Source organism: Yersinia rochesterensis, assembly GCF_003600645.1.
In the GTDB taxonomy this organism is placed as follows: domain Bacteria; phylum Pseudomonadota; class Gammaproteobacteria; order Enterobacterales; family Enterobacteriaceae; genus Yersinia; species Yersinia rochesterensis.
Genome location: NZ_CP032482.1, coordinates 3,489,345 through 3,516,240 on the forward strand (window position 1 = coordinate 3,489,345; position 26,896 = coordinate 3,516,240).

Sequence of the window (26,896 nt, forward strand, 5' to 3'; positions counted from 1 at the left end):
CCGCCTTCCTGCATCTTGAAATCTATTGGCTATAACTTCCATACTAATGACAAATTGAGTCTGCTGATTTTCAGAATAAAGCTATAGCTCTGACGCCAATAGCGCATTAATCTCCGCTATCCATTGTCAATCAGGCCATACCTTGGGTATCTCACCAGTGCTGCCCAGAGTAGTAGAAGCTGCGCTGATACAATAGCTATTAATGCAATTGATGTAATGTAACAATAAAAGCCCCATAACCACAGGAAGAAAGTGTTATGAAAATGCGTACCTCAATGATTGCCCTGAGCCTGACGGCATTACTTAGCGGCTGCCAGAATATAAATACCGATAGTTTGATGCAATCCGGTGCCCAGGCTTTCCAGGCTGCAACCCTGAGTGATGCTGATGTCAAAAACCTCAGTGAAAAATCTTGTGTGGAAATGGATCAAAAAGCCCAGATAGCTTCTGCTGATAGCGCCTATGGCAAACGCCTGGCAAAAATCTCAGCAGCATTGGGTGATAATATCAATGGCACACCAGCTAACTATAAGGTTTACGTCACAAAAGATGTCAATGCTTGGGCGATGGCCAATGGCTGTATTCGTGTTTACAGCGGCTTGATGGACATGATGAACGACAATGAAGTGGAAGCGGTCGTCGGCCATGAGATGGGCCATGTGGCGTTGGGGCATACGCGTAAAGCGATGCAAGTTGCCTATGGCACCACCGCCCTGCGCACTGCCGCCGCCTCTGCCGGTGGCATTGCCGGGCAACTGTCGCAGTCTCAGTTAGCCGATATTGGCCAGAAATTGGTGAATGCCCAGTTCTCACAAAAACAAGAAAGCGAGGCCGATGATTACTCATTCGACCTGCTGAAAAAGCGCGGTATCGATCCCAAGGGTTTGGTCACCAGCTTCGAAAAACTGGCTACCATGGAAGCCGGCCGCAGTAGCAGCATGTTTGATGATCACCCGTCCTCACAGGCTCGCGCCGATCATATCCGCCAGCGCATCGCCGCCGAGAAATAACAGTTACCGCCACTCTCTTGTCAATGCAAACGCCCCCCACAATAGGGGCGTTATGACTTATTCCACCGCCAGATTAACCTCAAGATGATCACCATTGATCCGCACCGGGTAAGTGTTCAAATCCCGATCCCCTGGTTCACGTAAGCATTGCCCGGTTCGGATATCAAACAGCGCGCCATGCAATGGGCACTCGACCGTCTCGCCATCCATAAAACCTTGGCTTAACAATGCATTGGCGTGAGGGCAAACATCTTCCATTGCGAAATACTCACCATCAATGACATAGACGCCAATCCTTTTATCATTCACCTGAGCTGAGAAAGGAAAGTCCGGTTTGACGTAGTTTATCTTACAAACACTGACCCATCCCATGAAAGCACCTCGCAGATTATCGTCAGAAATCACAATATTAGTGTGGTTGATAATCAGACAATCACCAGTCGTCGCGCAAACAAAAAGGGCAAACCTGAGTTTGCCCTTAAGTGATATTAATCAGTTACTAATGATTACTCATCTTCAAGATATGTATAACCGTACAGACCAGCTTCAAACTCTTCCATAAACTGAGCTTGTAGCTCGGTATCCAGATCCGTTTCTTTCACTTGATCAGAGAACTGTTTTAGCAATTTTTCTGGGTTCAATTGAACATATTCCAGCATATCCGCGACAGTATCGCCTTCATCGGTCTGTTCAAACTCAACCGTACCATCAGGGAAGACAAACACATCTACGGCGGCGGTATCGCCGAACAGATTGTGCATATTGCCCAGAATTTCCTGATAGGCACCGACCATAAAGAAGCCCAGCAACGGCGGATTATCAACATCATAAGGCGGCATTGGCATGGTGGCTGCCACTCCGTCGCCATCAATATAGTGGTCGATGGTGCCATCAGAATCACAAGTGATATCCAGCAACACCGCACGGCGCTCTGGTGGCTTATCTAACCCTTCCAATGGCAAAACAGGGAAGAGCTGATCAATACCCCATGCATCCGGCATTGACTGGAACAGCGAGAAATTCACATACAGCTTGTCGGCCATACGCTCTTGCAGCTCATCAATGATTGGCCGATGCGCACGGTTGCTCGGATCCAACTGCTTTTGGATCTCATTACAAATGCTCAAATACAGTTCTTCAGCCCATGCACGTTGGGTCAGATCCAATATCCCATGGGCATACTGGGAATGGACATCGTGCAAGTCCATCTGGCTATCATGCAGCCATTCGCGCAGGGAACGGCGGTTTTCTGGCTCTTGCATTTCCAACCAAGTATCCCACAGGCTGATCAGCGCACGAGGTGCATCTTCTTCCGGTGGTTGTGGCTCATTGAACTCATTACGTTCCACGCCGATAACATTGGAAACCAGCACGGTATGGTGCGCGGTAACTGCGCGGCCCGATTCCGTAATCACCGTGGGGTGCGGCAAGCCGTGCTCATTACAAGCATCACCGATACCCCAGATAACGTTGTTGGCATATTCATTCAGGCCATAGTTTACTGAGCAATCAGATTGGGAGCGCGTCCCTTCGTAATCCACACCCAGACCACCGCCCACATCGAAACACTGGATATTGACACCCAGTTTGTGTAGCTCCACATAGAAGCGGGCAGATTCACGTACACCGGTGGCGATATCACGGATGTTGGATAACTGAGAACCTAAATGGAAATGCAATAATTGCAGGCTTTCCAAGCTATTGGCTTCACGCAGCATATCAACCAACTGCAATACCTGAGTCGCAGACAAGCCAAATTTGGATTTCTCGCCACCACTAGCCTGCCATTTGCCAGAGCCTTGTGATGCCAAACGCGCGCGGACACCTAAGCGCGGGACGACATTCAGACGCTCGGCTTCTTCCAGTACCATTTTGATTTCTGACATCTTTTCGATGACCAGATACACTTTATGGCCCAGTTTTTCGCCAATCAATGCCAGACGGATATATTCACGGTCTTTATAGCCATTACAAACGATGACCGAGCGAGTCATACCCGCATGCGCCAAAACCGCCATCATTTCAGCTTTAGAACCCGCTTCCAGCCCTAACGGCTCACCGGAATTAACCAGTGATTCAATGACCCGACGATGCTGGTTAACTTTAATCGGATAAACCAGGAAGTAATCGCCTTCATAGCCAAACGACTCACGCGCGCGTTTAAACGCACTATTAATTGAGCGCAGGCGATGCTGTAAAATCTGGGGGAAACAGAATAACGCAGGCAGGCGTTGCCCTTGCTCAAGCTGCATTTTTTTGACCAATTCCGCCAAATCGACACGCGCCTCGCGAACATCCGGATCAGGGCAAACACTGATATGGCCTAGTTCATTGACGTCAAAATAGTTGCCACCCCAGTAGGCGACGTTATACGTGCTCAGCATCTTGCTAGCATTACGATCATTCATGGCAACCTCCTGCATGGAGCGTAAAGAAACATGTGCGCCCGCTGCTGACGGACGGCCAATCAAGTTATCATCAGACATAATTCGCCTCTATTGCGATACTGACGATAAAGTCAGCTACTATCGCAGCTACAACCAGCAAGGACAACCCGCGTGAATGCCAAATTGGCAGAATATTGCGCTATAAAGCGCAATCCACTAGCAGTTTATCTCGGCTATTCATTACCCCAAACAGGGTAAATCACGTTTAAATGTAAAATACGTTTGACTGTAAATAACGTATTGAGATTTTGTGAATCGGATTAGCCGCAAAGTCGCCAAGCTAGCCGGATTCAGTGCTTCAGGGGGTAATTAACCCGCCCGCGAATCCTGAGTTGCACCCATGTGGGTATAACATCGGGTTGATGGTGTACAAGAAAGGGAGGTTGCAAGGGGGGATTGAACGTCAGAACGACGCAGCTGTTGATGTGCAGCAACCAGTAGACAATGGATCATTAATCCAACCACCTCCACGCATGCCGCTCATAATGAACGGACAAGACTTTATTAATAAACAAATTAAGTAACAGTAAAATGACGCTGCCATTTTAGTGCTCATCACGATGATGCGCTCATAAGATTGAGCGCCTCTCACTAAGTGCGAAACACTAAGAATCTAACAATGAGCTAATGTCATCTTCTGCCATCTTCATCATTGCGTATCGAATAAGCTGCGCGCGCAGTTTATACCTATAACGGAAGAAAAATGCAAAATGAAAATGGCTTGCATGCCCTAAATAATTCGAGTTGCAGGAAGGCGGCAAGCGAGATAATCCCGACGAGCTTACTGTAGTAAGTGATTCGGGTTATTGAGTGTAGCCAACGCACATGCAGCTTGAAGTATGACGGGCATAATTGTATCAAGCGGTAAATAAATCAAGTAACAACCAAAGTGAGAAATATCTTGATGCAAAAAGGGCTGGCGTTAATAGCAAAAGCTGACCTAAAATAGACGTCCAGATGTTAATACATCCATCCATTTTAATTGCTAGAATGTCTGTGTCATTATAATTATGACGGACTTCTAAAGGGATAGACTGCTAAAGGCTTTGCCTAAAGAGGCGTTGTAAAGTGCAATACAGCGAAAAGCCCATACAAACCGCGGCTCTAGTTGCTTGACTTCAATGCTATGCAGTGACATTTCACTTGTATTCAAGGTAAAGAAAAACAATGGCTAAACACCTATTTACGTCGGAATCAGTTTCCGAAGGACATCCTGACAAAGTTGCCGACCAGATTTCAGACGCTGTACTTGACGCAATTCTGGAGCAAGACCCAAAAGCACGTGTTGCCTGCGAGACCTATGTCAAAACGGGTATGGTATTAGTTGGCGGGGAAGTGACCACTAACGCGTGGGTAGATATCGAAGAAATTACCCGCCGTACTGTGCGCGAAATCGGTTATGTCAATTCTGAGATGGGTTTTGATGCTAATTCTTGTGCTGTCTTGAGTGCAATCGGTAAACAATCTCCTGATATTAATCAGGGAGTTGACCGTGCTGATCCACTGGAGCAAGGTGCGGGTGACCAAGGTTTGATGTTTGGCTACGCCACCAACGAAACCAGCGTCTTGATGCCAGCACCCATTACTTATGCTCACCGTTTGGTCGAGCGCCAGGCTGCAGTGCGTAAAGATGGTACTTTGCCATGGTTGCGCCCGGATGCGAAAAGCCAGATTACCTTCCAATATGACGATGGAAAAATTATCGGTATTGATGCGGTTGTTCTGTCAACTCAGCATTCAGAAGATATTAGCCTGACGGATTTACAAGAAGCGGTGATGGAAGAAATCATCAAGCCGATTCTGCCGGCCGAGTGGCTCAATGCTGCCACTAAATATCATATTAACCCAACAGGCCGTTTTGTTATCGGTGGCCCAATGGGTGACTGTGGTCTGACTGGCCGTAAAATTATCGTTGATACCTACGGCGGTATGGCACGTCATGGTGGCGGTGCATTTTCGGGTAAAGACCCATCCAAAGTTGACCGTTCTGCCGCTTATGCTGCTCGTTATGTGGCAAAAAATATCGTCGCGGCTGGCTTGGCTGACCGTTGCGAGATTCAGGTTTCTTACGCTATCGGTGTGGCAGAGCCGACTTCCATCATGGTGGAAACATTTGGTACCGGGAAGATCTCTGAAGATAAATTGGTCACTTTGGTACGTGAGTTCTTTGAACTGCGCCCTTATGGCCTGATCCAAATGCTGGATCTACTGCACCCGATCTATCGCAAAACTGCCGCTTATGGTCACTTTGGCCGTGAAGAATTCCCTTGGGAAAAAACTGACAAAGCCGCGTTGTTGCGTGATGCTGCTGGCCTGAAATAAGTTTAGGCCGATCAGTTCTCAATCGCAAAAACCCCGCCGAAGCGCTGAGGGATCCCCACTAATTCAGCGCTAATAAACCAACACCATACTTCGGTAGGTTTTGGCGAGGTGATTAAGAACTGCATCCAGTGCTGTTCGCGTTAAAATTAGCGGAGAGTGTCGCAAGATATTCTCCGCTAATGTCAGATAAGATATAACCCGTCGTGACTTAAGGCTGTTAGCCTGATACCTCAGATGTAACCCTTTATTTTCAGCATGATAGCCACGTAACCATAATACTGCCGTGCTTAACGTTGCCAGAAGACTTAACACCAGTATACGCCCCGCTGTGCGGCTGTGACTGGCGCGAAGCCCAAAGCCAAAACGTTCACTTTTCTCATCGCGAAAATTCTGCTCTATCTGCATCCTGCGACTGTATAACTTCATGACTTCACGTGGTTTAAACTCCTCTGTACTGCTAAAAATAAGCCACGGTTCTTTTGCTGCGGCGCGTCCGTCCCGCTCCTGCGAATAGCGAGATATCCGGCAACGGGCACGTTTATTCTGCCGCCCTTTGGGTTCCTTTTTATGCAGGTAAAAGTGACCATCACAGCGGGCATATTCTGCACGTGCGAGTGTCCCCGGCCCCAGATATTCAGGTTGGCCACTGGCCGATAATTCCTGCCGCCTGAACCAGTGCTCACCTTTTTTATCCAGCCGGAGCTGGATATTGCCTCTGACTCGCCCGATAAAATCCCAACCCAATGATTTAATATGGTGAAACCAGGCATTTTGAAAACCGGCGTCAGTGACGATGAGTACCTTTTTATCAGGCGCAATAGCGGTGGCGATAGAATTCAGGAACTCTTTTTGTATCAATGCATTCTGTTGGTTATGCGAGGGAACAATTTGGCTCATTAACGGGATGGAACGACCATCACAAATCAGGCTGGCGCGTAAGACGTGGAATGCCTGTGAGGGATAACCACTCCAGTCAACAGCAATAACACACCAGGGAAGTCGGCGCGTAAGTAACGAAGTAATATTACGAAATATCAGAGGGATGTCATGGTGAAGAGCCGTATTACCTAACAGCCGGTCAACCCGTTTTATCTTGTGTTTTACCTGAGCGGTTCCCGGCAGATGGCGTCCGATACTGGTCAGGGTCAGAGAAGCGCCACGCGTCAATGCAACGGTTGCATCAATCAGGGCATTTTGACGATATTGATGAAACGGGGCTAAAGCGCCCCGGAAAAAGTTCTGGCATACTTTACGGGCAGGCATAGAGTTGATCTCGCTGAATTGGTTGCACAATCAGTAGATCATATTTTCTCTATGCCTGTCCTTTTTTCTGGGGATTCACCAGCGCACTGGCGGGGTTTTTTTATACTTTATTTTTATGATTGTCGGTAACGCTCAATCAAGCTAAATATCGCCATTCCTGCCACCATCGCGGCGGCAAAAATAACACCTTTGTATATGCCCGCCCCCAATAAAACTAAAGCTGGCCCAGGGCATATCCCCGCCAGCCCCCAGCCAATACCAAATAACACACTACCGCCGATTAAACGGCGATCAATTCGCGTAGATGTTGGCAATTGGAAAGGTTGTCCCAGCAAACTAGTTTTACGTTTTTTAGCCCAACCAAAACCTAATGTCGCGATAGCGACTGCGGCGGCCATCACCAGTGCTAGCGAAGGATCCCATGAGCCAGCAATGTCCAGAAAACCCAGCACCTTAGCTGGATTCGCCATACCTGCAACTATCAGCCCCAGGCCAAAAACCACCCCGGCAAGCAATGAGAAAAGTAAATTCATATTCCCTTCCTATCGACTAAGCGAATAGATGGCGAACAAGCCATACAGTGACAAAACCCGCAAACATGAAACTCAGTGTCGCCAGCAATGAACGCGGTGAAAAACGCGCTAATCCGCAGACACCATGCCCGCTGGTGCAACCTGCACCATAGCGAGTGCCAATCCCGACCAATAATCCGGCCACGATCAGAACCGGCAAGCCCGCATCAATCTGAATCACCGGCAGAGCAGCAAAGAGAGAATAAATCACCGGAGCAGCAATCAAGCCGAGGGTGAAAGCAACGCGCCAGGAAATATCCCCCGCTTTTGGCGGCAATAATCCGCCTAAAATGCCGCTAATACCGGCAATGCGGCCATTGCAAAGCCATAGGATTATTACGGCAATACCTAATAGCGCCCCACCCGCCAGTGCGCTGTAGGGGGTGAAATTAGCCCAATCTATCGTCATGCGCCCTCCTTATCTTGTGGGCAATAAAGCTGATACAGCAGCTCAAGCAGCGCCAATATCTTATTATCAGCGATTGAATAAAATATGCGCTTCCCCTCTCGGCGAGTGTTGACCAACCCATCACTGCGTAATACACCGAGCTGTTGTGAGAGTGTCGGTTGGTGAATACCTAAGGCCTGTTCCAGTTCGCCGACCGCCTTTTCCCCCTGACTCAGTTGGCACAGCAATAGCAGCCGATCCTCATTCGCCAGTATTCGCAGCACGTCACAGGCTTGCCCTGCCGCGTACCTCATCAGATCCATACTGATCGTTTTATAGTTATTCATATGTATCTCTGGCACTTTGGAATCATTATATATTTTTATATTATATGTTTTTACATAATGATCGACTAAAAATAGTCCTATTGACCCGCTTGCATCTGACTATCTGCCGTTTTATTCTTCCGTAATATGAGTTCATTAAGAATCCCCATCGCGCTACAGCAAGCGGTTATGCGCTGTTTGCGCCATAAATTACAGCTGGCGAATCAGCATCTTGGCACCGACTATCCGGAGCCTAAAATCAATTATCATCAACGCGGTACTAGCGCGGGCAGCGCCTATCTACAATCCTTCGAAATCCGTTTAAATCCAGTATTATTGTTGGAAAATCAACAGGTTTTTATTGATGAAGTGGTACCTCACGAACTGGCGCATTTACTGGTTTATCGCCAATTTGGTCGGGTGGCTCCCCATGGTAAAGAATGGCGCTGGATGATGGAGCATGTGTTGCAAGTCCCGGCTAGCCGCACTCATCAGTTTGAAGTGACCTCGGTGCGCAGTCAGACTTTTAATTATCAGTGCAAATGCCAACGACATGCTTTAACCATTCGCCGCCACAATAAAGTACAGCGCGGTGAGAGCGAATACCGCTGCCGAGAGTGTGGTGAAAAACTGCAATTTATTGCGAAAAAAGCTGTTAGCAATTAACGTTAATTGTTATAAAACAGCAAGTTAACTTGCCATATATAGCTATTCTCTATAATCTGCCTGTTTTTATCATTAGGCTGTTTTGAGATATGTTTCGCAAACTTCTATTCCTGTTGGTTTTATCCTCCCCACTGCTTGCGCTCCCCGGCTACAGCCAAAGTATCAATAACTTTTCTCAGGCCAAAGCGGTTGCGGCAAAAATTAACCAGGATGCGCCCGGCAGTTTTTATTGTGGCTGCAAAATTGACTGGCAAGGCAAAAAAGGGGTTCCAGACCTGAAGAGTTGCGGCTATCAACCGCGGAAAAATGCCCAGCGCGCAGCACGGATTGAATGGGAGCATGTCGTCCCAGCTTGGCAATTTGGCCACCAACGCCAGTGCTGGCAGCAAGGCGGGCGCAAAAATTGCGCTAAAGATCCAGTCTATCGCCAGATAGAAACTGATTTGCATAACCTGCAACCCGCTATTGGCGAGGTGAATGGCGACCGCAACAACTTCATGTATTCCCAATGGAATGGCGGCAAAGGTCAATATGGCCAGTGTGACATGAAAGTCGACTTCAAAAATAAGCAGGCTGAACCCCCTGTACGCGCGCGCGGTGCCATTGCGCGGACTTACTTTTATATGCGCGACCACTATCAACTGCGGCTTTCCAGTCAGCAAAGCAAGCTGTTCGAGGTGTGGAATCGCCAATATCCGGTGACAAACTGGGAATGTCTGCGTGACGAGCGGGTGGCAAAAGCACAAGGGAATCATAACCCTTATGTACAACAGGCTTGCCAGCAGCAAAAAGGCTAATCTAGTATACTGGTCAAAGTTTTCGTTTCAGGACTCAAACAACTCATGCGCATACCTCGCATTTATCACCCGCAACCTTTGCAGGCAAATACCGAATTGGCGCTCAGTGATGAAGCCGCCAATCATGTTGGCCGCGTGCTACGGATGACTGAAGGCCAAAGTCTGCAATTATTTGATGGCAGTAATCAGGTTTTTGCAGCTGAAATTATCCGCGCGGATAAAAAAAACCTGGTTGTCCGGTTAGCCGAAGGGCAGTTGGAAGACCGCGAATCCCCCTTAAATCTGCATTTGGGGCAGGTCATTTCCCGTGGGGAAAAGATGGAATTTACTGTCCAGAAATCGATTGAACTGGGTGTCGACGTGATTACTCCGCTGTTTTCCGAGCGCTGCGGCGTTAAGCTGGATGGCGAACGTCTGGCGAAGAAAATTCAGCAGTGGCAGAAAATTGCTATTGCGGCTTGCGAGCAATGCGGGCGCAATAAAATCCCAGAAATCCGTGAGGCAATGCAGCTCACCGACTGGTGCGCGGAACAAGATGACAGTTTAAAACTCAATCTGCACCCGCGAGCTAGCAACAGCATTAATACCCTCCCCTCGTCACTCAACAAAGTGCGTTTATTGATTGGCCCGGAAGGCGGCCTTTCTGCCGATGAAATTGCCATGACCTCGCGCCTTGGATTTACTGATATCCTGCTAGGGCCGCGAGTGCTGCGTACCGAAACTACCGCCCTTACCGCTATCACTGCTTTACAGGTGCGGTTTGGCGACCTGGGATAAAATGAGTTCCCATTAGGAGAGAAGAATGATCAAGCTCGGCATCGTCATGGACCCAATCTCGTCCATTAATATCAAGAAAGACTCCAGCTTCGCCATGCTGTTGGAAGCACAGCGCCGTGGTTGGGAACTGCATTACATGGAAATGGGCGACCTTTACCTGCGTGGTGGTGATGGCCGCGCGCGCACCCGCCTGCTAAGTGTGAAACAGGATAAAGATGACTGGTTCAGTTTTGGTGCTGAGCAAGACTTACCGCTGCATGACCTTGATGTCATTCTGATGCGTAAAGACCCGCCGTTTGATACTGAATTCATCTACGCCACCTATATTTTGGAACGTGCGGAAGATAAAGGCACTCTGGTGGTAAATAAACCGCAGAGTTTACGCGACTGTAACGAAAAGCTGTTTACCGCGTGGTTCCCGGATTTGACCCCCGATACACTGGTTAGCCGCAGCAAAGAGCATATCCGCAAGTTCCATCAGGAACACGGCGATATCATTTTGAAACCCTTGGATGGGATGGGCGGCACTTCAATATTCCGCGTGAAACAAGATGACCCGAACCTGTCGGTTATCATTGAAACTTTGACCGAACTGGGTAGCAGATTCTGTATGGCGCAAAACTTCCTGCCCGCCATTAAAGATGGTGATAAGCGGGTGTTAGTCGTGGACGGCGAACCGGTGCCTTACTGCCTGGCGCGTATCCCAGCACAAGGTGAAACTCGCGGTAATCTGGCGGCCGGTGGCCGTGGCGAAGCCCGCCCACTGAGTGAAAGTGATTGGGCAATTGCCCGTGCTGTAGCACCGACGCTGAAGAAAAAAGGCTTGATTTTTGTCGGGTTAGATATCATCGGCGACCGCCTAACTGAAATTAACGTCACCAGCCCGACCTGCATTCGCGAAATTGAAGCCGCTTTCCCAGATGTTTCGATTACTGGCATGCTGATGGATGCAATCGAAGCTCGGTTAGCGAATAAATAAACCCGATGCCCTCTCCCCAAAGTTATTGGAGGCGGCAAGAGAACAAACCCCGAATCACTTACTCGAGTATGTGATTCGGGTGCGTGAGCGTAGCCAACAACCCTGCGGCTTCAAGGACAAAGGGGGCCCGTGACTTTATCCGCATTTATCCGCATACTGGCGGAGTTTTCCCCTTAACTCAGCGAACTCCCTATATAATATAATGAATTTACAGCATCATTTTCTTATCGCTATGCCGTCACTTCAGGACCCGCAATTTATGCGATCAGTTATCTATATCTGTGAACATAATAAAGAGGGTGCGATGGGCTTGGTCATTAACAAGCCGATTGAACAGTTCACAGTAGAAACTGTGCTGAAAAAACTGAAGATCAACCCAACCCCACGAGATCCCTCCATTCGGCTGGATAAACCAGTATTGGCGGGTGGCCCACTGGCGGAAGATCGCGGTTTTATCCTGCATTCGCCGCAGGAAGGTTTCGGCTCCAGTATTCCTATATCTCCAGATACCATGATAACCACCTCTAAAGATGTGCTGGCGACATTTGGAACACCGGAACAGCCTAAAAATCTGCTGGTAGCACTGGGTTATGCGGGCTGGCAACAGGGGCAGTTGGAGCAAGAGCTGCTGGACAATGCCTGGCTGACCATTGAAGCAGACAGTAATATCCTGTTTAACACTCCGATCTCTGAACGCTGGCAAGCCGCGGCCAATAAACTGGGTATCAATATTTTTAATATTGCCCCGCAAGCAGGACACGCCTGATGGCTAATCGCACAATCGTCGCCTTTGATTTTGGTACTAAAAGTATCGGCGTTGCTATTGGTCAGGAAGTCACTGGCACCGCCAGAGCGCTGACATCTTTTAAAGCTCAGGACGGCACTCCGGACTGGCAAAAAGTCGAAAAACTACTGAAGGAGTGGCAACCTGATTTAGTCGTCGTCGGGCTGCCATTGAATATGGATGGCACCGAACAACCACTCACGGCACGTGCGCGCAGGTTTGCCAACCGCCTACATGGCCGTTTTGGTGTCCAGATTGCCTTACAGGATGAACGCCTTAGCACCGTCGAGGCGCGTGCCAATTTATTTGACAGTGGCGGTTATCGCGCACTGGACAAAGGCAGTGTCGACGCCGCCTCCGCGGTGATCATCCTGGAAAGTTGGTTTGATGAGCAAGCAGGCTGAATACGTTTTTTGACATTATCCCCTGCTGTTTTCCACTATCCATTCCCGCTGCCTACCCCGACAAATCTGGTATAGCGTGGCACCCATCCCCGCACAATTGTATACTGGATGGATGCCAATCAGCGGCTCAAAATATTGCACACCCTCGCGGGTGTTTTTTACATTTATTGAGGTTTTCTCATGACAAAAGTAACTGTTGCTGCGACTCAAATGGCCTGTTCCTGGGACCTGCCTAAGAACATTGAAAATGCCGAGAAACTGGTACGTGATGCGCACGCCAAAGGCGCACAAATCATCCTTATTCAGGAGCTATTTGCCGCTCCTTATTTCTGCATCGACCAAAGCCCTGAGCACTATGCACTAGCCCAAGAGCTGGACAGTAGCCCGCTTATCAAACATTTTTCCAAGCTGGCGGCCGAGCTGGAAGTGGTATTGCCACTGAGTTTCTTTGAGAAAGCCAACAACGCATATTATAACTCGCTGGTCATGATTGATGCTGACGGCTCAGTGCTGGATGTGTACCGCAAAACTCATATTCCTAATGGCCCTGCTTATCAAGAAAAACAATTCTTTATCCCCGGTGATACCGGTTTTAAAGTCTGGCAGACCCGCTACGCCAAAGTCGGTGTAGGTATCTGTTGGGATCAGTGGTTCCCGGAAACTGCCCGCAGTCTGGCATTACTGGGCGCGGAAATCATTTTCTACCCAACGGCCATTGGTTCTGAGCCAGCTTATCCTGACATCGACAGCCAGCCGCACTGGACTCGTGTTCAGCAGGGTCATGCCGCGGCAAACCTGGTGCCAGTGATTGCTTCTAACCGCATTGGTACTGAGAAAAGCAAATATATCGATGGTCTGGAAATGACTTTCTACGGATCCTCATTTATTGCAGACCAAACTGGTGCGCTGGTGGCGCAGGCAAATAAAACCGACGAAGCTGTTTTGGTGCATGAGTTCGATTTGCAAGAAATCGCCGCTCAACGCGCTTCATGGGGCTTGTTCCGCGATCGCCGCCCGGAAATGTATCAGGCACTCGCCACTTCTGACGGCAAAACCCGGAGATAATTTATGTCTGTAAAAGACCCGATTTTACCCGATACGGCATCTCAAGCACTGCCGGGTACTCCGCAGCAAGATGGCTTCTTTATGCCCGCCGAATGGGCACCGCAAGATGCTGTCTGGATGCTGTGGCCGTATCGTCAGGACAACTGGCGTGGCAAAGGTATTCCCGCTCAACAGACGTTTGCCAAAGTGGCGGAAGCCATCAGCCGCACAACACCGGTCTTTATGGGGGTGCCGGCTGAGTTTATGGCGCAGGCAAAAACCACCCTCCCGGCCAATGTCACCCTGATAGAAATGGCCAGCGATGATGCATGGATGCGTGATACCGGCCCGACAATGGTCATCAATGGTGCCGGTGAACGCCGCGCTGTTGACTGGCAATTTAATGCCTGGGGCGGTCTTAATGGCGGTTTGTATGCCAATTGGCAGCAAGATGAGAAAATTGCCGTCCAAGTCAGTGACTTCTTGAATAATGCCCATTACAGCGCACCGTTGGTGCTGGAAGGTGGCTCTATTCATACTGATGGCGAAGGCACTTTACTGACCACCGCTGAATGTTTGCTGAATCCAAACCGCAACCCGCATCTGAATCAGGCGCAGATTGAACAGTTGTTGCATGAATACCTTGGCGTCACGCATTTCATCTGGTTACAGGACGGCGTCTATAACGATGAGACTGATGGTCATATCGACAATATGTGCTGTTTTGTCCGTCCAGGCGAGGTCGCCCTACATTGGACTGATGATCAACAGGACCCGCAATATGCGCGTTCGGTTGCTGCCTTTGACGTTTTATCCAATGCCGTCGATGCCAAAGGCCGTAAGCTGAAAATTTGGAAGCTACCAGCACCTGGCCCACTGTATAATACTGAAGCCGAGACTTTTGATGTGCTGTCCAGTGATGCGGTGCCACGTACCGCTGGTGAGCGGTTAGCGGGGTCTTACGTCAACTTCCTAATCAGCAATCAACAGATTATTTATCCACTGTTGGACAGCCGCACAGATGGGCTGGCGCATGACCTATTGCAGCAGATATTCCCTGACTATACGATTGTCGGCGTCCCTGCCCGCGAGATCCTGTTAGGTGGCGGTAATATTCATTGTATTACCCAGCAGATCCCCGCAGCCTAGTACCCTTTTTAATTGAAGCCGCAGCGGTGTTAGCGGCTCTATCTCAATTGACTCACATGCTGCTCGGCCAATATGCCCTGTTTTTGCCGCTGCGCCATGCTTTGTTCAAAAGTTTGCATCCCCCATTGCCCACCCGTCTGTATCACTGAGGGAAGCTGGTAGGTTTTACCTTCACGAATTAAATGGCTGGCTGCCGTGTTTTGGGTCAGAATTTCAAATACAGCCATGCGCCCACCGCCGACTTTATGACACAATTTTTGTGCAATAACGGCACGTAAACTGGCGGCCAATTGCGCCTGAATCGCCGTTTTCTCTGCTGCGGGGAAAACATCCACCAGCCTATCAATTGCTTGGGTCGCGGTGCGGGTATGTAATGTGGCTAACACCAAATGCCCGGTTTCAGCAGCGGTTAATGCTAAACGAATTGTCTCTTGATCCCGCAGTTCACCCAGCAAAATGATATCTGGATCTTGCCGCAATGCCCCAGTTAAGGCGCTACTGAAAGAATGAGTATGACGGCCCAATTCCCGTTGCTGGATCAAACATGTTTTGCTGCTATGAAGAAATTCGATTGGATCTTCCAGTGTGATGATATGACGCGCTTGTTCTTGATTCATGGCACTTATCATCGCGCTCAATGTGGTTGTTTTGCCACTGCCTGTCGCGCCGGTAATTAGAATTAATCCATTCTCTTGCTCAATGAGTTGATTGATAATGGGTGGAACATCCAATTCATCCAGTGATGGGCTAGTTGCAGAAATGACACGAAAGGCTATCGAGCGCCCCTGCTGTTGCTGGAAAACATTCGCCCGCAACCGTTGCCCGGCACTGGTGGTGTAAGCACAATCCACTTGCCCACTTTGCTGCAATTGCCTTTGTTGCACTTCGCTCAATAAATATCGGCTAAGGCCGCTCAGCCAATTGGCATTGACGCGTGGCCAATGAGTGAAGGTTTTCAATTCACCATCAATACGCAATACCGGATGATCGCCGGTACAAAGGTGCAGATCGGATGCATTATGATTTACACTAGCCGCCACCTTATCGGCAAAATCCTGTTCATTGAAGTCACCATCGGCATGTTCAGGGTTTTCTAAATCAATGTATTCAGTGAAAACACCACTAAATACGGGGTTATCCAAGTCTGTGTTTTTATTATCCAGACGGGTGAAATCCATATCAAACTCCTGGGTCCATATGAGCACAATTGAGCAGAATCTACAGGATGTCAGAGCGCAAATCACAACCGCTGCACGCAATTGCGGGCGCTCTCCAGAAGAAGTGACATTACTTGCAGTCAGTAAAACCAAGCCTGTGAGCGCTATCGAAGAGGCCATCGCCGCAGGGCAATATGCCTTTGGTGAAAACTATGTGCAGGAAGGGGTGGATAAAATCCACTATTTTGCAGATAACGCCCCCACAGCAAATCTTGAATGGCACTTTATCGGCCCGCTGCAATCAAATAAAAGCAGATTAGTGGCAGAAAATTTTGCCTGGTGCCATGCCGTGGATAGGCTCAAGCTTGCACAGCGCTTAAGTGCTCAACGCCCGCCCGACATGCCAGCGCTGAACGTCCTGATTCAGGTCAATATCAGTGATGAGCAGAGTAAATCAGGTATAGCACTGGCGGAATTACCTGCTTTAGCGGCCAGTATCAATGAACTCCCTAACCTACATTTACGCGGGCTAATGGCTATTCCGGCCCCTGAAACTGATTATCAGCGGCAACTGGCGGTATTTGAGCAAATGAATCAGGCGTTCTTGACTTTAAAAACCAGCCACCCTCAGATGGATACGCTTTCCATGGGGATGACGGATGATATGGCTGCCGCTATTGCCGCGGGCAGTACTTTAGTGCGCATTGGTACCGCCATTTTTGGCTCCCGCGCTTAACCCCCGGCGGCTTCAAATACAAAGGGGATCCCCAAAGTAGTTGGAGTCGCGGCAAGGCAGCAAAAGAGCGACAAATTGGTCGGGAACCAATTTGGGCAGCATTTATGCTAGCCCGCAGGGTGAGCCTCAAGGATGAGGCTCATTAATCCCGATGAGCTTACACAAGTAAGTGATTCGGGTGAGTGAGAGATGCTAACACCGCTGTGGCTTCAAATACGCAGTGGATGAGGAGAATTGATTTAATGAAACATCGCAACATTACATTCATTGGCGCGGGCAATATGGCGCGGGCAATTATCGCGGGTTTAGTGGCCGGTGGTTACCCCGCTAAAATGATCAGCGTTTGTGCGCCTTCAGCTAAAAACCGAGATGCTTTGGCCGCTGAATTTGGTGTTATCAGTAGTGACGACAACATTGCCGAAGCGAAAAAAGCCGAGGTGGTAGTTTTAGCCGTTAAGCCCCAATTAATGGCGGCAGTATGTCAGCCGTTGCAGGAAAGTATCAATTTCACCGGCAAGCTGGTGCTGTCTATTGCTGCGGGTGTGCAGGTGGCCCGTTTTTATGCGCTACTGGGCGAGAATCTCAATCTGGTGCGAATTATGCCCAACACACCATCGCTGGTGGGGAAAGGGATGAGCGGCCTTTATGCACCGGAGCAAGTCTCGCAGGATGACCGTGATTTCACGGCTTCACTGATGAGTTCAGTGGGTAAAGTTTGTTGGGTGAATGATGAAAATGGCATCAACAGCATTATTGCTGCCGCAGGCAGTGCGCCCGCTTATTTCTTCTTATTTATGGAAGCAATGCAGCAAGAAGCTGAAAAATTAGGTTTTGATAGTGAAACTGCCCGTATGCTGGTACAGCAAGCGGCGTCCGGGGCGACAGCATTAGTGGAGGCCAACCCGCAATTACCGCTTTCAACACTGCGTGAACAGGTAACGTCGAAAGGGGGCACGACCGCTGAGGCAATTCGAGTATTTAACGAACAGCATTTGCCAGAAATTGTCTCCAATGCCATGCAAGCCGCCATTGTGCGAGCAAAAGAAATGGAAAAGCTGTTCTAACCACGGCAAAATTTACAAAACCCGACACTGGCCCTAATGCTTTCCCGTTAAGATAGGGGCCTATAAAGTAGGTAAATAGACGGTCTATTTACCTGCATACCATATTGAATAAAGGATTAAGGCAACTCATGCTAACGCTGACTTTTCTGGCAAAAACGGTCATTGACCTGTATGTGATGGTACTGCTGTTGCGCATCTGGATGCAGTGGGTTCACAGCGATTTTTATAACCCGTTCTCACAATTTGTGGTGAAAATCACCCAGCCAATTGTTGGTCCGTTGCGCCGGATTATCCCTTCTCTGGGGCCGATCGACAGTGCATCTTTGCTGTTGGCATTTCTGTTGATGACCATCAAGTATCCACTGTTGGTACTGATTCAGAGCGGTTCAATGTCACTCAGCCCGTATAACTTGTTGTTCGGTGTTATTTCATTAGTCAAAGCAGTTGGTTATCTCATTTTCTGGGTGATGATTATTCGGGCGCTGATGAGCTGGGTCAGTCAGGGCCGCAGCCCAATGGATTACCTGCTTTATCAGTTAACTGAACCTCTAATGGCACCGATTCGCCGTATTTTACCTGCCATGGGCGGTATCGATTTCTCGGCGATGGTGGTGATTCTTATTCTGTATCTGTTCAACTATTTAGGTACGGATCTGCTAGGCGAGCTTTGGTTCATACTGTGAGTGCCGTCACCCGGGTGCTGGACGGGCTGGCACTCAAGCTATATATTCAGCCGAAAGCCAGCCGTGATCAGATAGTCGGTTTACATGGCGATGAACTTAAAGTCGCCATTACCGCCCCACCCGTTGATGGTCAAGCGAATGCTCATTTGGTTAAATTTATCGCTAAACAGTTCCGCGTAGCGAAAAGCCAGGTGATTATCGAAAAGGGCGAGTTGGGGCGGCATAAACAGATCAAAATAGTTGCCCCGCAACAGATCCCGCCCGAAGTAGCGACACTGCTCGAATGATAAATACTTCCCGCTAGAATTGGGCGATTGAATGAAATTCAGGACTCTTCCATGCAAAAAATAGTATTAGCCACCGGTAACCCCGGTAAAGTGCGTGAGTTGGCAAACTTGCTGGCCGACTTTGGTTTGGATGTCATCGCGCAAACCGAACTGGGTGTCGAATCTGCCGAAGAGACCGGCTTAACTTTCATTGAAAACGCCATATTAAAAGCACGCCATGCTGCACAAGTCACCGGTTTACCGGCTATCGCAGATGACTCCGGCTTAGCTGTTGATGCTTTAGGTGGCGCGCCGGGGATTTACTCCGCACGCTATGCCGGCACTGAGGCCAGTGATCAAGAAAACCTTGAGAAGCTGTTGATCGCATTGAAAGATATTTCTGATGAACAGCGCGGCGCTCAATTCCATTGTGTGCTGGTTTATATGCGCCATGCGGAAGATCCAACGCCATTGGTATTCCATGGTCAATGGCCGGGTGTGATTGCTCACCAACCTGCTGGTGCTGCTGGATTTGGTTATGACCCCATTTTCTATGTCCCAGAACTGGGTAAAACCGCAGCGGAATTGACGCGCGAAGAAAAACACGCTGTTTCCCATCGTGGTCAAGCACTGAAACTGATGCTGGATGCCTTGCGCAATGCTTAAATTACCCCCGCTCAGTCTCTACATTCACATTCCCTGGTGTGTGCAGAAATGCCCTTACTGTGACTTTAATTCTCATGCACTGAAAGGCGATGTCCCCCATCAGGAATATGTGGAGCACTTGCTAGCGGACCTTGATGCAGATGTACCTCTGGTCAGCGGCCGCGAGATTAGCACCATTTTTATTGGTGGCGGCACACCAAGCTTGCTCAGTGCCGAGGCTATGCAGCAGTTGCTCGATGGCGTTCGTGCCAGATTGCCACTCGCCATTGATGCTGAAATCACCATGGAAGCCAACCCCGGTGCCGTTGAAGCAGAGCGTTTCAGCGGCTATCAACGCGCGGGGATCAATCGTATCTCCATTGGGGTGCAAAGTTTCAGTGCCGAGAAATTAACGCGGTTGGGGCGGATACACGGGCCGGATGAGGCAAAACGGGCCGCAGAACTAGCAACCTCACTGGAGCTGCGCAGTTTTAATCTGGACTTAATGCACGGTTTGCCGGATCAGTCACTGGAAGAAGCACTGGATGATTTGCGCCAGGCCATTGCTTTAAATCCACCACACCTGTCTTGGTATCAGTTGACCATTGAGCCAAACACCGGCTTCAGTTCGCGCCCTCCGACACTGCCAGATGACGATGCGCTATGGGATATTTTCCAGCAAGGCCATCAGTTATTGAGTGCCGCCGGGTATCAGCAATATGAAACCTCGGCCTATGCCAAACCGGGCTATCAATGTCAGCATAATCTCAACTATTGGCGTTTTGGCGATTATCTGGGGATTGGCTGTGGTGCTCACGGCAAAATCACTTTTAGTGATGGGCGGATCTTACGCACTATAAAAACCAAGCATCCCCGTGGCTTTATGCAGGGCAAATATCTGGATAAGCAATATGAAGTCGAAGCCGCTGACCGGCCTTTTGAGTTCTTTATGAACCGCTTCCGTTTGCTAGAGGCTGCACCGCGCGCAGATTTCACCCATTTTACCGGGTTAGCTGAAAGCATCATTCGCCCGCAGTTGGATGAAGCATTAGCGAAAGAATATTTAATCGAAACAGAGGAATACTGGCAGACCACCGAGAAAGGAAAGTTATTCCTTAACTCGCTGTTAGAACTGTTTTTGTAAAGCTAATTGAGATTTTATAAAAATAAGTGAGAAAAACAGGTTCAGACGGCATTCCCAGTCTGAACCTGCCAAACCAGAATCACGTTATACCCAATAGATTTCGAGTTGCAGGTAGGCGGCAATAGAATGAACCCAAGGAGTTGAGATAACTCAATGACTTGGGTAAGTGATAGCGGCCAACAATCCTGCGCCTAGAAAGACGGCGAGTATATACCCAAAATAATTCGAGTTGCAGGAAGACGGCAATTGAGCAAATCCCGATGAACTTACTTAGGTAAGTGATTCGGGTGAGCGAAAGCAGCCAACGCACATGCAGCTTGAAGTATGACGGGTATATTAGTTTAATGCTTTGAGTAAGTCCTTACGCTGCTGCTCCAATGTCGTCACACGCCCACACACCTCGTGCCCAAACTGTTGGAAATCCTGCTCCTGATTATTCCATTCGTTTTGGATAGCCTGCTGTAAACCACCCAGATTGCCCATAATGGCCTGCAATGGATTATTACCGCCACTGCTGCTGGTCGCCTGCTTAACGCCCATCTCATTCAGGCTATCTTGCAACACACCGCCCATGCTTTGTTGTACCAACTGGCGGCCATCTTTTTCGACTTGATCAATAGCTTTATGGTGGAAAGCTAAACCGTCGCTGCGCTTCTCAATAATTCGGCTCATTTGTTGCTTAAGCTGGTCACTCAAGGTTGTCAGCCGGTTACGCACATTGCTGCTGGTTCCCAATTGCTGAACAATCACTTTATCCAGAGAAACCCGTGCTTTTTCCAGGTGTTGCTGCGCGCCATTTTCTATCCACGGCAAATCTTTGCGCAATGCCGTTTGATAGCGGAAAGCCTGTTGGCGTTGTGCATCGGTCACAGTTAATGTCTTGCCATTACGGGTAACATCACCGTCAGGCGAAATATGTAAATTACCGCTAGCTCCCACCACCTGCACAGATTGCGGGCTGATAATCACATCATCCTGCGGCTTTACACTGCACTGATAATCAGCTTGTGCCTGCCAGGCCGTCAGCATCAATACCGCTAGCCCCGCCGTTCGTAATGCTTTCATTTTAACTAACATAAGACTCCTGAGAAACTGTGCCATCCGGTATTTCTATGGCTATTTATAACGTGCTAATCCCCACCCTGCCAGAATTTACTTTAGACATGAAGGGGAGCTGTCCTAAAAAATGGAGCGGCCAATCCGCTGTGCCAGTAGCTCTAAGGCAGCGGTTCCGGCCAGAGAGTTCCCTGCGTGGTCTAATTCGGGTGACCAAACCGCAATACACAACTCATCGGGTACAATGGCAATAATCCCACCGCCAACACCGGACTTACCCGGCATACCCACGCGGAAGGCAAATTCACCGGCTCCATCATACATACCACTGGTAATCATCAGAGCATTAATCTGTCGCGCCTGCATCGGTGTAATCAGCGGGTCTTGCCCACTAGTACTGCGCCCCTGATTTGCCAGATAGACAAAGCAGCGGGCCAGTTCGACACAACTCATGCGCATGGCGCAATAGTGAAAATAGGTCTGAAGCACCGTCAGTACATCATTGTTGAAATTACCGAAAGACTTCATCAAATAGGCGATGGCCGCATTCCGATCGGAGTTTTCAAATTCTGATCGCGCGACGCGAGTATCGTAGCTAATGCTATCGTCATTCACTAGCTGGCGCACCACTTCCAACATTCGTTGTTTCGGTGCGCTAAGGCGGCTTTGCAACATATCGCAGACTACCAGCGCCCCTGGATTAATAAATGGGTTACGCGGTTTACCTTTTTCTAACTCTAACTGCACCAATGAGTTAAATGGCTGACCTGAGGGTTCTTTGCCAACCCGCTGCCAGACTTCCTGTTCCCCGTAACGCGATAATGCCAGAGTCAGACTTAATACTTTTGAAATCGATTGAATAGAGAAGCGCTCATCGGCATCCCCGGCCTGAAATATTGTGCCATCCAACGTACAGACCGCGATACCCAAGTTGTCAGCCGAGACTTCAGCCAAGGCGGGGATATAATCCGCCACTTTCCCCTGACCAATCAGCGGGCGTACCTGCTGCAAGATATCCGCCAACAAGGCATTATCTAAACCTGTTATCACCCCTAAAGCTGCTGCCACAATGATGCTCCCAATCAATCTCCGGTAACCGTTTCCGCTAACTACGCCTGATAAAAACAAAGGCGCCTGCTTAGGCGCCCTTATTGATTATCTACCGTTAAAACGGAAGATCAATCCCACCAGATATCAAACAGTTCACTGGTTTCTACATCTTTCAATTTGCGCGCTTCCAGCCATTTAGTCACTAACGCACGGTGTTCATCCGTGCAATGACCAATTTCTTGCAGGCAAATCAGGCCTTCCCACTGCAAATAGCCGCTGCCATCAAATGCCAGGCCGTTTGCTTCAATAACTTCATCAATGAAAGCATCGACAGTTTCGTCAATAACATCAACACTGGTCCCTTCTGGGAAGGTCCACTTTACAGAAAAACCTAATTCTTGAAACTCATCGATATGCATTTTTTTGCGTAAACGACGACTACGATTATTAGCCATTATTCTTTCCTCTCAAACATCAGATCCCAAACGCCATGTCCCAGGCGCTGGCCACGTAATTCAAATTTTGTCAGCGGACGCGAGTCCGGACGAGGCACATAATCATTCTGCTCTGACAGGTTGTGGTACCCGTTTGCACCTGACATAACCTCCAGCATATGTTCCGCATAATGCTGCCAGTCGGTCGCCATATGGAACACGCCGCCCACTTTTAATTTACTTTTTACCAATTCGACAAAAGGTGCCTGCACGATACGACGTTTATTATGGCGTGCTTTGTGCCATGGATCAGGGAAAAACAACTGAACCATATCCAATGAAGCATCCGGGATCATATTTTCCAGCACTTCGACCGCATCATGGCACATAACCCGCAAGTTACTCAGACCCGCGTCATGAGCTGAGCCCAAGCAAGCACCCACGCCCGGAGAGTGTACTTCTATCCCCAGGAAATTCTGCTGCGGATTACTGGCCGCCATAGTGACCAGCGAGGTTCCCATACCAAAGCCAATTTCCAATACCACGGGCGCTTCACGGCCAAATAAGGCTGTTAAATCAACAGGGGTTGGCTGATATTCTACGCCCATCACCGGCCAGTAGTTATCAAGCGCCAGTTGTTGGCCTTTGGTCAGGCGCCCCTGACGGCGGACAAAACTACGAATACGGCGCATAGCGCGACCGTTTTCATCAAATTCCGGAGATATGACGTCATTTATCATGGTGCTTTCTGTCTGTTGGTTGCGTATACGAACGCGCATTATGCAAAGATACGCCAGTTTATCAACTCTGGCGGTCATAAGTACAAAATTAAGCTGTAAATAATAGATTAATGCCCAAACTGGCTAATTGAATGCCGCTAACGCCGCGGTGGCGCAAGAACGAAAGCATCTCCCCCAAAGTTATTGGTGTTACAGCCAGGCAGCAAGTGAACAAATCCCGATGAGCTTACATCAAGTAAGTGATTCGGGTGAGTGAATGCCGCTAACGCCGCTGTGGCGTCAAGAATGAAGGGGGTTTACAGTCTGGGGAGTCTATGCTGCAATCCAACCCTAATTTATTTCTCTGCCGGATATCGATACCTGCTTATGATGCAAGCGCAACAATTCGCGCACGTGGTACTTGAGTGGTACCAAAGCTTTGGCCGCAAAACATTGCCATGGCAATTGGATAAAACACCTTATCAAGTCTGGCTATCAGAAGTGATGTTGCAACAAACGCAGGTTGCGACCGTCATTCCTTATTTCCAACGTTTTATACTGCGCTTCCCTGATATCCGTGCTTTGGCGGCAGCTCCGCTGGACGAAGTTTTGCATTTGTGGACTGGGTTGGGTTATTACGCCCGCGCCAGAAACCTGCATAAAGCCGCCCAAACTGTTGTTGAACGCCATCAGGGCGAATTCCCCACGACTTTTGATGACATACTCGCACTGCCCGGCATTGGCCGCTCCACTGCGGGTGCTATTTTATCACTCTCTTTGGGGCAACATTTCCCAATTTTGGACGGTAATGTGAAGCGAGTTCTAGCTCGTTGCTATGCCGTTGAGGGATGGCCGGGTAAAAAAGAGGTCGAAGGGCGACTGTGGCAAATCAGTGAAGATGTCACCCCCGCCAAGGGAGTGGGTCAGTTTAATCAGGCCATGATGGATTTAGGCGCAATTGTTTGCACCCGTTCTAAACCCAAATGCGAACTTTGCCCACTGAATATGGGGTGTCTCGCTTATGCCAACCATAGCTGGGCGCGCTATCCGGGTAAAAAACCCAAACAAACAATACCGGAAAAAACAGCCTATTTTCTGTTGCTGCAAAACGGCTCTCAGGTGTGGCTCGAACAGCGGCCTCCCGTGGGATTATGGGGCGGATTGTTTTGTTTCCCACAATTTGCGGAACAAGAGAGTCTGGATAGTTGGTTACAACAACGTGGCATGGTCGCCAGCGAATTACAGCAGTTAACTGCTTTTCGTCACACCTTCAGTCACTTCCATCTGGATATTGTCCCTATGTGGCTGAATACTGCATCAGGACATGGATGCATGGATGATGGAGCGGGTCTCTGGTATAACTTAGCACAGCCGCCGTCGGTAGGATTGGCCGCCCCTGTTGAGCGCTTATTACTTCAGTTAGCAAAAGAAGAATTAGCAAAAGAAAAGTTAGTAAAACAATAATGGGCAGCACCGCCGTCTACCCCAATAGCTGTATTTGACGATCGTCATCAAAGAGGATTTAGCATGAGCAGAACGATTTTTTGCACGTTTTTAAAAAAGGATGCTGAGGGGCAAGATTTTCAGCTGTATCCAGGCGAAATCGGCAAACGTATCTATAACGAAATCTCAAAAGAAGCTTGGTCACAATGGATAACTAAACAAACCATGCTGATTAATGAGAAAAAGCTCAGCATGATGAATGTAGAAGACCGAAAATTGCTGGAACAAGAAATGGTCAATTTCCTGTTCGAAGGGCAGGATGTTCATATTGAAGGTTATACTCCGCCGAGTCAGTAACCTATTACGGGGCCTATGCTGGCCCCGCTGTTATTTATTCCCTAACGGGGACATTCCTCATCAAGATATGGCTTGTAAGATGAAGAAAATTTTAGCTTTGTTGGTTATTGCACCATTGTTAGTGTCTTGTTCAGGCAATAAAAATCAGGCAGAAAACGAAGCCTTTGTCAAAGACACCAACGGTTTTGAAATTTTAATGGGCCAGTTTGCCCATAACATCGAAAATATTTGGGGATTAAAAGAAGTCTTAATCGCGGGCCCAAAAGATTACGTTAAGTATACAGATCAATATCAAACCCGCAGCCATATCAACTTTGATGCTGGTACCATTACAGTTGAAACTATTGCCACGACTGATCCGGCGGCTCACTTACGTCAGGCGATTATTACCACGTTATTAATGGGCGATGATCCTGGCTCGATCGACCTCTATTCTGATGCTAATGACATCCAGATCAGCAAAGAACCTTTCCTCTATGGGCAGGTACTAGATAACAACGGCGAGCCTATTCGTTGGGAATGGCGAGCTGCACATTTTGCTGATTATTTACTGCAAAACAAAATGCAAAAGCGTACCTCTGGTTTGCATGTTATCTGGTCGGTAACCTTGCAATTAGTGCCGAACCATCTGGATAAACGTGCGCATAAATATTTGCCACTGGTGCGGCAATCGGCTGAGAAATATGGCGTAGAAGAGTCATTAATTCTGGCTATTATGCAAACTGAATCAAGCTTTAACCCATATGCGGTTAGTGGCTCTGATGCACTTGGCCTGATGCAGGTTGTTCAGCATACTGCCGGGCGGGACGTCTACAAACTGAAAGGCAAAAGTGGTCAGCCGAGCCGCAGTTATCTATTTGATCCTGCTAACAATATTGATGCTGGCACAGCCTATCTATCTATTCTGCAAAATACCTATTTGGGCGGTATTCAAAATGCCACCTCGCGGCGTTATGCAGTTATTACCTCCTATAATGGCGGTGCCGGCAGTGTGTTACGGGTATTCTCTAGCGACAAAAACCAAGCGGTTAATATTATTAATAGTATGGCTCCGGGCGATGTATTCCAAACGCTAACCACCAAACACCCATCCGGTGAATCTCGCCGCTATCTGGTGAAAGTGAATAGTGCGCAGAAGAGCTACCGCCGCCACTAATTGTCATGGGTATAAAGGGCACAGTGCGCTGTGCCCTTTTTTATGGCTAAAATTGTGA

General features: G+C 48.7%; 31 protein-coding genes. 19 read left to right on the forward strand and 12 right to left on the reverse strand.

What is annotated here, in order from left to right; translation table 11 throughout:
* Window positions 1–257: 257 nt before the first annotated feature.
* Window positions 258–1,010, forward strand: coding sequence for a metalloprotease LoiP (gene loiP / locus DXZ79_RS16265; protein WP_038631025.1), 753 nt, complete (start codon window positions 258–260; stop codon window positions 1,008–1,010).
* A gap of 57 nt (window positions 1,011–1,067) precedes the next feature.
* Here the strand turns inward: loiP and DXZ79_RS16270 are convergent, their stop codons facing one another.
* From DXZ79_RS16270 to DXZ79_RS21345, 3 genes are all read right to left on the reverse strand, one after another.
* On the reverse strand, window positions 1,068–1,382 hold the full coding sequence (locus tag DXZ79_RS16270; RefSeq protein ID WP_038631023.1) for a non-heme iron oxygenase ferredoxin subunit: 315 nt from the start codon (window positions 1,380–1,382) through the stop codon (window positions 1,068–1,070).
* Window positions 1,383–1,516: 134 nt separating this feature from the next.
* Window positions 1,517–3,496 carry a biosynthetic arginine decarboxylase gene (speA, locus tag DXZ79_RS16275; RefSeq protein ID WP_038631021.1) on the reverse strand — a complete coding sequence of 660 codons (1,980 nt, stop codon included), beginning with the start codon at window positions 3,494–3,496 and terminating at the stop codon, window positions 1,517–1,519.
* Between the two features lie 270 nt (window positions 3,497–3,766).
* Entirely contained in the window at window positions 3,767–3,910 is a 144-nt protein-coding gene (locus DXZ79_RS21345; protein ID WP_422645811.1) for a hypothetical protein, read from the reverse strand.
* Between the two features lie 714 nt (window positions 3,911–4,624).
* Here DXZ79_RS21345 and metK point away from each other — a divergent pair.
* Window positions 4,625–5,779, forward strand: a complete 1,155-nt coding sequence (metK, locus tag DXZ79_RS16280) for a methionine adenosyltransferase (protein ID WP_038631020.1) — start codon at window positions 4,625–4,627, stop codon at window positions 5,777–5,779.
* Window positions 5,780–5,848: 69 nt separating this feature from the next.
* Here the strand turns inward: metK and DXZ79_RS16285 are convergent, their stop codons facing one another.
* The 4 genes from DXZ79_RS16285 to DXZ79_RS16300 form a co-directional block, all read right to left on the reverse strand.
* Window positions 5,849–7,042, reverse strand: a complete 1,194-nt coding sequence (locus DXZ79_RS16285) for an IS4 family transposase (RefSeq protein WP_120011456.1) — start codon at window positions 7,040–7,042, stop codon at window positions 5,849–5,851.
* Between the two features lie 113 nt (window positions 7,043–7,155).
* On the reverse strand, window positions 7,156–7,575 hold the full coding sequence (locus DXZ79_RS16290) for a DUF6691 family protein (protein ID WP_038631018.1): 420 nt from the start codon (window positions 7,573–7,575) through the stop codon (window positions 7,156–7,158).
* Window positions 7,576–7,591: 16 nt separating this feature from the next.
* A complete protein-coding gene (locus DXZ79_RS16295) occupies window positions 7,592–8,023 on the reverse strand; it encodes a YeeE/YedE family protein (RefSeq protein WP_038631016.1) in 432 nt (143 codons plus the stop codon).
* The gene (locus DXZ79_RS16300; protein WP_162928753.1) at window positions 8,020–8,349 is read right to left on the reverse strand and encodes an ArsR/SmtB family transcription factor; all 330 of its coding nucleotides are present in this window, start codon (window positions 8,347–8,349) and stop codon (window positions 8,020–8,022) included. The genes DXZ79_RS16295 and DXZ79_RS16300 overlap by 4 nt, the downstream gene beginning before the upstream one ends.
* A 126-nt stretch (window positions 8,350–8,475) precedes the next feature.
* Between DXZ79_RS16300 and DXZ79_RS16305 the strand changes: the two genes are divergently transcribed.
* The 8 genes from DXZ79_RS16305 to aguA all read left to right on the forward strand — a co-directional run bounded on the left by DXZ79_RS16305 (window position 8,476) and on the right by aguA (window position 14,928).
* Window positions 8,476–8,994, forward strand: a complete 519-nt coding sequence (locus tag DXZ79_RS16305; protein WP_038631012.1) for a SprT family zinc-dependent metalloprotease — start codon at window positions 8,476–8,478, stop codon at window positions 8,992–8,994.
* A gap of 89 nt (window positions 8,995–9,083) precedes the next feature.
* On the forward strand, window positions 9,084–9,791 hold the full coding sequence (gene endA, locus DXZ79_RS16310) for a deoxyribonuclease I (protein ID WP_038631010.1): 708 nt from the start codon (window positions 9,084–9,086) through the stop codon (window positions 9,789–9,791).
* 45 nt (window positions 9,792–9,836) lie between these two features.
* Entirely contained in the window at window positions 9,837–10,568 is a 732-nt protein-coding gene (gene rsmE, locus DXZ79_RS16315; protein ID WP_038631009.1) for a 16S rRNA (uracil(1498)-N(3))-methyltransferase, read from the forward strand.
* A 25-nt stretch (window positions 10,569–10,593) separates the two neighbouring features.
* On the forward strand, window positions 10,594–11,547 hold the full coding sequence (gene gshB / locus DXZ79_RS16320) for a glutathione synthase (RefSeq protein WP_038631007.1): 954 nt from the start codon (window positions 10,594–10,596) through the stop codon (window positions 11,545–11,547).
* Between the two features lie 202 nt (window positions 11,548–11,749).
* Window positions 11,750–12,313 (forward strand): YqgE/AlgH family protein, encoded by a 564-nt coding sequence (locus tag DXZ79_RS16325; protein ID WP_004391007.1) that lies wholly within the window; start codon window positions 11,750–11,752, stop codon window positions 12,311–12,313.
* Window positions 12,313–12,735 (forward strand): Holliday junction resolvase RuvX, encoded by a 423-nt coding sequence (ruvX, locus tag DXZ79_RS16330; RefSeq protein ID WP_005157116.1) that lies wholly within the window; start codon window positions 12,313–12,315, stop codon window positions 12,733–12,735. Before DXZ79_RS16325 ends, ruvX begins: the two co-directional genes overlap by 1 nt.
* 180 nt (window positions 12,736–12,915) lie before the next feature.
* The gene (aguB, locus tag DXZ79_RS16335; RefSeq protein WP_038631004.1) at window positions 12,916–13,800 is read left to right on the forward strand and encodes an N-carbamoylputrescine amidase; all 885 of its coding nucleotides are present in this window, start codon (window positions 12,916–12,918) and stop codon (window positions 13,798–13,800) included.
* Window positions 13,801–13,803: 3 nt separating this feature from the next.
* Window positions 13,804–14,928 (forward strand): agmatine deiminase, encoded by a 1,125-nt coding sequence (gene aguA / locus DXZ79_RS16340; RefSeq protein WP_038631002.1) that lies wholly within the window; start codon window positions 13,804–13,806, stop codon window positions 14,926–14,928.
* 38 nt (window positions 14,929–14,966) lie between these two features.
* On the opposite strand, the gene DXZ79_RS16345 is transcribed toward aguA, so the two are convergent.
* A complete protein-coding gene (locus tag DXZ79_RS16345) occupies window positions 14,967–16,106 on the reverse strand; it encodes a type IV pilus twitching motility protein PilT (RefSeq protein WP_038631000.1) in 1,140 nt (379 codons plus the stop codon).
* Window positions 16,107–16,125: 19 nt separating this feature from the next.
* Here DXZ79_RS16345 and DXZ79_RS16350 point away from each other — a divergent pair, with 19 nt between their 5' ends.
* The 6 genes from DXZ79_RS16350 (at window position 16,126) to hemW (ending at window position 20,623) form a co-directional block, all read left to right on the forward strand.
* Window positions 16,126–16,821, forward strand: a complete 696-nt coding sequence (locus DXZ79_RS16350; RefSeq protein WP_038630998.1) for a YggS family pyridoxal phosphate-dependent enzyme — start codon at window positions 16,126–16,128, stop codon at window positions 16,819–16,821.
* Between the two features lie 242 nt (window positions 16,822–17,063).
* Complete coding sequence (gene proC, locus DXZ79_RS16355; protein ID WP_038630996.1) at window positions 17,064–17,885, forward strand: pyrroline-5-carboxylate reductase; 822 nt, start codon at window positions 17,064–17,066, stop codon at window positions 17,883–17,885.
* 128 nt (window positions 17,886–18,013) lie between these two features.
* A complete protein-coding gene (locus tag DXZ79_RS16360) occupies window positions 18,014–18,568 on the forward strand; it encodes a YggT family protein (RefSeq protein ID WP_004391013.1) in 555 nt (184 codons plus the stop codon).
* The gene (gene yggU, locus DXZ79_RS16365) at window positions 18,565–18,855 is read left to right on the forward strand and encodes a DUF167 family protein YggU (RefSeq protein ID WP_038630992.1); all 291 of its coding nucleotides are present in this window, start codon (window positions 18,565–18,567) and stop codon (window positions 18,853–18,855) included. The genes DXZ79_RS16360 and yggU overlap by 4 nt, the downstream gene beginning before the upstream one ends.
* A gap of 51 nt (window positions 18,856–18,906) precedes the next feature.
* Complete coding sequence (locus DXZ79_RS16370; protein WP_038630988.1) at window positions 18,907–19,500, forward strand: XTP/dITP diphosphatase; 594 nt, start codon at window positions 18,907–18,909, stop codon at window positions 19,498–19,500.
* Complete coding sequence (gene hemW / locus DXZ79_RS16375) at window positions 19,493–20,623, forward strand: radical SAM family heme chaperone HemW (RefSeq protein ID WP_120011457.1); 1,131 nt, start codon at window positions 19,493–19,495, stop codon at window positions 20,621–20,623. The genes DXZ79_RS16370 and hemW overlap by 8 nt, the downstream gene beginning before the upstream one ends.
* 336 nt (window positions 20,624–20,959) lie before the next feature.
* On the opposite strand, the gene DXZ79_RS16385 is transcribed toward hemW, so the two are convergent.
* The 4 genes from DXZ79_RS16385 to trmB form a co-directional block, all read right to left on the reverse strand.
* Window positions 20,960–21,700 (reverse strand): YggN family protein, encoded by a 741-nt coding sequence (locus DXZ79_RS16385; protein ID WP_050292362.1) that lies wholly within the window; start codon window positions 21,698–21,700, stop codon window positions 20,960–20,962.
* A gap of 102 nt (window positions 21,701–21,802) precedes the next feature.
* Window positions 21,803–22,729 (reverse strand): glutaminase B, encoded by a 927-nt coding sequence (glsB, locus tag DXZ79_RS16390; RefSeq protein ID WP_038639332.1) that lies wholly within the window; start codon window positions 22,727–22,729, stop codon window positions 21,803–21,805.
* Between the two features lie 128 nt (window positions 22,730–22,857).
* On the reverse strand, window positions 22,858–23,184 hold the full coding sequence (locus DXZ79_RS16395; protein WP_038630982.1) for a YggL family protein: 327 nt from the start codon (window positions 23,182–23,184) through the stop codon (window positions 22,858–22,860).
* On the reverse strand, window positions 23,184–23,903 hold the full coding sequence (gene trmB, locus DXZ79_RS16400) for a tRNA (guanosine(46)-N7)-methyltransferase TrmB (protein ID WP_032820017.1): 720 nt from the start codon (window positions 23,901–23,903) through the stop codon (window positions 23,184–23,186). The genes DXZ79_RS16395 and trmB overlap by 1 nt, the downstream gene beginning before the upstream one ends.
* A gap of 366 nt (window positions 23,904–24,269) precedes the next feature.
* Here trmB and mutY point away from each other — a divergent pair, with 366 nt between their 5' ends.
* The 3 genes from mutY to mltC all read left to right on the forward strand — a co-directional run bounded on the left by mutY (window position 24,270) and on the right by mltC (window position 26,838).
* Window positions 24,270–25,346, forward strand: coding sequence for an A/G-specific adenine glycosylase (gene mutY / locus DXZ79_RS16405; RefSeq protein ID WP_038630980.1), 1,077 nt, complete (start codon window positions 24,270–24,272; stop codon window positions 25,344–25,346).
* 63 nt (window positions 25,347–25,409) lie between these two features.
* Window positions 25,410–25,682, forward strand: a complete 273-nt coding sequence (locus tag DXZ79_RS16410) for an oxidative damage protection protein (RefSeq protein WP_004391023.1) — start codon at window positions 25,410–25,412, stop codon at window positions 25,680–25,682.
* A 79-nt stretch (window positions 25,683–25,761) separates the two neighbouring features.
* A complete protein-coding gene (gene mltC / locus DXZ79_RS16415) occupies window positions 25,762–26,838 on the forward strand; it encodes a membrane-bound lytic murein transglycosylase MltC (protein ID WP_038630978.1) in 1,077 nt (358 codons plus the stop codon).
* The last annotated feature ends 58 nt before the right edge of the window (window positions 26,839–26,896 follow it).